This window comes from Nocardia sp. MH4 (assembly GCF_019266065.1).
GTDB classification, from domain to species: Bacteria; Actinomycetota; Actinomycetes; order Mycobacteriales; family Mycobacteriaceae; genus Nocardia; species Nocardia canadensis.
Map to the genome: position 1 here is coordinate 1 of NZ_LPNR01000012.1, position 6,612 is coordinate 6,612.

Genomic DNA, 6,612 nt, shown 5'->3' on the forward strand with positions numbered 1-6,612 from the left:
CGCCCGGCGCGGGTTACCCGCCGCCGGCCGGCCCCGGCCCCGGTTACCCGCCGCCGGCGCAGGCCGCGCCGCCGCAGCCCGCCGGTGAGATCAGCCTGAGCAAGGATCGCCCGGTCAGCCTGCAGAAGGGGCAGCGCGTCACGCTCCGCAAGGACGGCGGCGCCGCGCTCACCTTCGTCAAGATGGGCCTGGGCTGGGACCCGGTGCGCACCCGCGGCATGTTCGGCAACCGCACCGTCGACATCGACCTCGACGCCTCGGTGTGCCTGTTCGCCGACAACAACCTCGTCGACGTCGCCTACTACGGCCAGCTGTCGTCCAAGGACGGTTCGGTCCGCCACCAGGGTGACAACCTCACCGGTGAGGGCGAAGGCGACGACGAGATGATCCTGGTCGACCTCACCCGGATCCCCGCGCACATCTCCACGCTGCTGTTCATCGTCACCTCGTACAAGGGCCACACCTTCGAGCAGGTGCAGAACGCTTTCTGCCGCTTGATCGATGGCGCCAACAACGGCGAGCTGGCCCGCTACACCCTCGCGGGTGGCATGCCGTTCACGGCGATGGCGATGGCCAAGGTGTACCGGGTCGGCGCCGACTGGAAGATGCAGGCGCTGGGCGAGGGCTTCCAGGCCAAGCATCCCGGCGAGGCCGTGCCCCAGCTGGGCCGGTTCCTCGGCAGCGACTAAGGCAGGACGACACAGAGCAGGCATGACGACGTGATTCACCTGAAGGCGGGCCAGAACACCGCACTGTCCGCCGACATCGTGCGCTTCACCGCACAGACCGCCGGTACCGTCGAACTCGGCGCGCTGGTGGTGGACGAGAATCTGCGGGTGCGCGACGAGCACGATCATGTGTGCGCGTCGCGGCCCGCGGCTCCCGGCGTCACCTTCGCCGGTGGCGCGGTGGACATCGCACTGGCGCAGGTCAGGTCGGACGCGAACGCCGTGCTGCTCTACGTCACCGCCGGGCACGTGCTCGGCGACGTCACCGCGACGCTGGCCGAGAACGGCTCGCCCACCGCGGAATTCGTGGTCGCTCCGACCGCGGGGGAGAGCGCGCTGATCTGCCTCGAGGTGTACCGGCGCGGTGGCGGCTGGAAGCTGCGCGCACTGGGACAGGGCTACGACGGCGGCGCGGCGCAGCTGCTGCCCGCGCACGGCGTGCCCGCCCCGGCGACACCGCGAGCGACCGCGCCGACCGAGACGGTCGAGCGGCCCGCCACCACCGCGGCGCCCGGCGTTCCGCTGGAGGTCGATCACGGCCTGCAGCGGATGTGGATGATCTTCGAGGACGCGGCCCGCTCGGCGGCCGCCCTGCTCTCGGCCCGCGACTACGCCGCGAATCGGCTGGATCAGGAACTGTCCGAAGCGGTGTCGAATCCGGCCACTCGCAACACCCCGGCGGCCGACGCCGCGCGCGCCGCCGCGCAGCGCCGCCACGACGAGCTGGTCGGCGTCGCCGACGGCAACCATCGGCGCGACAGCGACCAGCTCGGTCGTGAGATCGCCGAGGCCGACGCGGTGATGCCGGCCGCGCTGGCGTCCTGGCTGGCCCCGGCCTGGACCACGAAAGCCGTACGCAGCGACGGCATCCGGCTCGGCGAGCTGTACGCCCTCGATCGCGGTGCGCTGCGCGTGCCGTATTGCGTTCCGGTGCCGCTGAATCGGCCGCTGTGGGTCGACACCGAGTCCAGCGCCGCCGCGTCCCGGGTGGTCGGCGCCCTGGTGGCCCGGCTGGTCGCGGCGCTGCCGGACAAGCCGACCCGCGTCGACCTGATCGATCTCTCCGGCGGTCTGCGCGGGCTCGCCGCCCCGCTCACGCCGCTGCTCGCCGGGCCGGTGATCGCCGATCACGCCGATATCCCCGCGCGTCTCGGTGAACTCGCGCACGCGGCCGAGCTGGCCGACATCGCCTACAACAGTGGGCAAGCCGTGCCGCCCGCTGAGCACCGGATTCTCGTCGCGGCCGACTTCCCGCACGGTTACCAGGCCGCCGACGTGGTGCGCCTAGGTCAGCTGATGGTGCGCGGCGACCTGATCGGGCTGTCGCTGGTGATCGTCGGCAGCGGCGGCGTCGACTTCGGTGACGGACCGCTGTCGCTGCTGTCGCAGTCGTGCAGGCACCTGCCCACGGTCCCCGGCACCCCGCTGTTCGATCCGTGGACCGGCAACGCCTGGGAACTCGACCTCGACATGCTCCCGGCCGAACCCGAGCTCCAGGCCCGCTACCTGCGGATGTAGCCGGTCATTCGACCATCGCGGCGGGGCGCGAGCTGGTGCACGCCTGCCGGGGGCGCAGGAACTCCGGCAGCCACGGCAGCAATGGGTCGGGGGCGCGGTCCAGGACCCCGCCCGCCGGATCGTCGACGAAGTCGCGGCGCACCAGATCGTCCTGCGGGCGCAGGATCTCGTGCACGATCAGCGCGCACAGGCCGAGGACGGCCAGATCGCGCAGCACCACGGTGCCGGTGAACCACTGCTCGGGCAGGCCCTTGGCGTCCTCGCCGAGGTAGTAGTACATCCGGGGCACCCAGACGAGCGCGTCGATCGTCATCCAGGCCAGCAGGATTCGCCGATGCGGCAGCGCGAGCACGGCCAGCGGCACCAGCCACAGCGAGTACTGGGGGCTCCACACCTTGTTCGTCAGCAGGAACGCGGCCACGACCAGGAAGCACAGCTGGGCCACGCGCGGGCGGCGGGCCGCGGTCAGCGCCAGATAGGCGATGCCAGCGCAGGCGAGCAGGAACAGCAGCAGCGAGACCGTGTTCAGCACCGTCGGCGGCTGTCCGTGCGCGAGCTCGCCGTCGAACCCGCCCCAGCCGGTGAAGGAGGTGATCACGTTGTAGATCGAATCCGGGTCGGCGTGCCGGGTGGTGTTGAGCCGGAAGAACTCTCGCCAGCCGTCCGGGTACAGCACGGCGATCGGCAGGTTCACCGCGATCCAGGTGCCCGCCGCGGCGAGGATGGCGAGCACGGCCGCGCCGAGCGGGCGCAGCGCGAACAGATGGGTGCGGGCCGGTGTCTCGCGGATCCAGGTCCGCGCGCTGTCGATGCTGTCGACATCACGCAGCCGCAGACCCGCGCGCGCGGCGGGCTGGCGCTGCATCGGGTCGGCGCGCAGGCACAGCACCAGGATCGGGCCGAGCAGCAGCAGCGGATACAGTTTCGCGGCGCCGCCGAGACCGAGCAGCACGCCGGCCAGCACCGGCTTGCGCCGAGCCCAGGCCAGCAGGCCGGTGGCCGCGAAAGCCGTTGCCAGCGCGTCGAAGTTGGTGAACGCGTGCACGATCACCAACGGCGACACCGCGATCAGCGCCGCGTCCCAGACCCGCCGCCCGGCTAGTCGCGACGACGCCCAGACGGTGATCAGCCAGCCCACCGACAGACCGAGCGCGACGACGTTGAAATACACCACCACCGACAGCGCGCCGGGCAGCGGCAGGTGGTCCCACACGTTGCCGAGCTGCATGGCGACGTACTGGTAGAGGCCCGAAAGGACCGGATACTCCATGTATCTGGTCTCGGTGCCGCCGTCGGGCGTCGACTCGGTCCAGGACTTCTTGTACGGGAACGCGCCCTCGTTGAGTCGTTCGGCGCCGTAGAGCGGCACCGTGTCCGAGTAGCACATGGCCACGTACTGACGGCCGTTGTTCCAGTCGAGCATCAGCCCGCCCGCGCCGTCGGAGGTCTGCTGGATGCAGCCCGCCTTCGCCGTCCAGCCGAGCGCGAGGAACACCACGGTGAAGGCGAACATCACCCGCAGCGGTGTCCAGAACCGCACCCGGCCGATCAGCGCGTGATCGCCGACCGGTCCGCCGATCACGGTCGACAGCTGTGCGGTCAGCGAATCGTTGCGGCTGGGCCGGTCTCGCGCGTCGATCGAGCGCAGGTCGGGGGCCAGCTGGGCGGGCGCGACGTACTGCACTTCGCGGCCCGGCCGGGTACCACTCGACGCCGGCTGGTCCGCGAGTTGCTGATCGGTCACGACATCCGAGGCTACCGGGATCTGGTCGGCGTGGTGCCTCCGCCGCCCTCGGTGCCGTTCGCGCCCGCACCCGGCCGGGTGCTGTTGCCGTTGCCGTTGGTGTTGCCGTTGGTCGGCGGGGAGCCGTCCGCCGGGGCGGTCGGCTGACCCGGCAGCGGGCCGGTGGTCGTCTCCGGCGTCTGCTGCGAGGGCTGCTGGCCGGCGGGCTGCTGCACGCCGGGCACCGGGATCCGGATGCCGGGCAGGATCTCGACCTGCGACGGCACGATCACCGGCGGGGCGATCGTCGGCGCGGTGGTCGACGGGGCGGTGTAGGGCGCCGACCATTCCGGCACGCCCGCCTGGCCCTTGATCGGGGCGGGCTTGGGGAACGACTCGTTCGGTGTGCCGGCCAGCGCGCCGTCCATCGTCGCCTTCCAGATGTCGGAGGGCAGACCGGAACCGTAGATGCTGCCGCCACCGTAGTTGCGCAGCGGATCGCCCTGCTCGGTGCCGACCCAGACCGCGGTCGACAGCGACGGGGTGTAGCCGACCATCCAGGCGTCGCGGTTGTTGCCGGTGTCGCCGAGCTGGTGGGTACCGGTCTTGGAGGCCGACTCGCGCCCGCCCGCCAGGTTGTGGTTGCGCGAGTACGCCGCGATCGGCTTCATCGCCGCGGTGACGTTGTCGGCCACCGCCGCGCTCACCCGCTGCTCACCCGCGGGCTCGCCGCGATCGAGCAGCACCTGACCGTCGGCGGTCACGACCCGCTGCACGAAGTGCGGCGCGTGGTACATGCCCGAGGCCGCCAGCGTGGCGTAGGCCGAGGCCATGTCCAGCGGACGCGACTGGTACTGGCCCAGCACGATGCCGTTGTTCGGACCGGCGCCGTTGGGCTCGGTCAGGGTCTTGCCGATGCCGGGCAGTTCCTCGGGGATGCCGAGCTTGTGGCCCATGTCCGCGATCTTCTGCGGACCGTTCTGCATGTCCAGCTGCATCCGGTAGAAGCTGGTGTTCAGCGAGCGCTTGAGCGCCTCGGCGATGGTGCACATGCCGCAGGACTCGCCCTCGACGTTGCCGATCTGGATGCCGTTGACGGTGATCGGCGAGCTGTCGTACAGCTGCGAGAGCGGGATGCCCATCTCGAGGTTCGCGGCCAGGCCGATCACCTTGAACGAGGAGCCCGTCGGCAGACCGGCGTTGGCGAAGTCGAAGCCCTGGCCGTCCTCACCGCCGTAGTAGGCGCGGACCGCGCCGGTGCGCGGGTCGATCGAGACGACCGCGGTCCGCAGGTTCTCCGGCTCGCCCTGCAGCTTGGACTGCGCGGCGTTGACCGCGGCCTCCTGCGCCTTCGGGTCGATCGTGGTGGTGATCTGCAGGCCCTCGGTGTTGAGCTGCTGCTCGCTGATGCCCGCCGCCGACAGCTCCTTGAGCACCTGGTTCTTCACCAGACCGCCGGGACCCTCGTCCTGGTTGCTGTCGTTGAGCGAGGCCAGCGCGACCACCTGCGGGTACTGCATCGAGGCACGCTCGGCCGCGGGCAGGTTGTTGCCGCTGACCATGCCGTCGAGCACGTAGTTCCAGCGGGTCTTGGCGCCCTCGGGGTTCTTCTCCGGATCGAGCAGCGAGGGCAGCTGGATGGTCGCGGCCAGCACGGCGCCCTCGGCCACGGTCAGCTCCTGCACCGGCTTGCCGAAGTAAGCCTTCGCCGCCGCGTCGATGCCGTACGCGCCACGACCGAAGTAGATGGTGTTCAGGTAGGCGGCGAGGATGTCTTCCTTGCTCCACTGCCGGGCCATCTTGGCCGAGATGACCAGCTCGTGCATCTTTCGGGTCATCGACCGCTCGTCACCGACCAGCGCGTTCTTCACGTACTGCTGGGTGATCGTGGAGCCACCACCGGCGCTTTCCTTGCCGAGGATGTTGTCACGCGCGGCGCGGGCGAAGCCCGACACCGAGAAACCCGGGTTGGTGTAGAAGTCGCGGTCCTCGGCCGCGATCACGGCATTGCGCACGTGCGGCGGGATCTGATCGATCGAGACCTCGGTGCGGTTGCCCTGTGGCGGGACCACCTTGCTGATCTCGGTGGTGCCGTCGTTGGCGTAGATCATCGCGACCTGGTTGGTCTCCAGATCGCCCGGCTTGGGCACCGAGACCGCCGTGTAGGCGACGAGGAACACCGCGCTCGGTACGACGATGGCGAGCGCCATCAGCACGTACATGGTCCGGCGAATGGCCCGCCACGGCATTTTCCTCACCGAACCACCCTTACCGGAGCCGTCGTCGCCCCCGCCACCATCGCGGCGGTTACGTGGCCCACTCGGCGGCGGGGTGCCGCCGGTGCCGGTGGCTCGGCGTTCGCCGGTGGTCGGCCCACCGGGACGGCGGCCCGGACCTGCGCCGGGACGCGCGGTCACGGCCGATCCACCGGAGCGGGTGCTTCGGTTCAGGTCGTCACGGACGGGCCTGCCGCCGTCGGGATGACTCGCCCGCGCGGTCGACTCGTCGCGTCCGGGGCGCGGCAGCTTCTGGGTGGCGCCCGCCGCGGGCGGGCCGACGGGCCGACCCGGCTGCGGGGGCCTGCCCTGCGGCGGCCTGCCCTGGTTCGGACCGCCCTGGTTCGGTCCGCCCTGCGGACCCGGC

General features: G+C 71.1%; 4 protein-coding genes. 2 read left to right on the plus strand and 2 right to left on the minus strand.

Going from position 1 to position 6,612, the window contains the following annotated elements:
- Both ATM97_RS00175 and ATM97_RS00180 read left to right on the plus strand, forming a co-directional pair.
- Positions 1-689: TerD family protein (locus ATM97_RS00175; RefSeq protein ID WP_218715854.1), on the plus strand; the 689-nt coding region annotated here is incomplete at its 5' end.
- A gap of 30 nt (positions 690-719) precedes the next feature.
- A complete protein-coding gene (locus ATM97_RS00180; RefSeq protein WP_218715855.1) occupies positions 720-2,246 on the plus strand; it encodes a TerD family protein in 1,527 nt (508 codons plus the stop codon).
- A 4-nt stretch (positions 2,247-2,250) separates the two neighbouring features.
- Here ATM97_RS00180 and ATM97_RS00185 read toward each other — a convergent pair whose 3' ends face one another.
- Both ATM97_RS00185 and ATM97_RS00190 read right to left on the minus strand, forming a co-directional pair.
- Positions 2,251-3,930 (minus strand): glycosyltransferase family 87 protein, encoded by a 1,680-nt coding sequence (locus ATM97_RS00185; RefSeq protein WP_218715857.1) that lies wholly within the window; start codon positions 3,928-3,930, stop codon positions 2,251-2,253.
- 71 nt (positions 3,931-4,001) lie between these two features.
- On the minus strand, positions 4,002-6,218 hold the full coding sequence (locus ATM97_RS00190; RefSeq protein ID WP_218715856.1) for a transglycosylase domain-containing protein: 2,217 nt from the start codon (positions 6,216-6,218) through the stop codon (positions 4,002-4,004).
- Between the last annotated feature and the right edge of the window lie 394 nt (positions 6,219-6,612).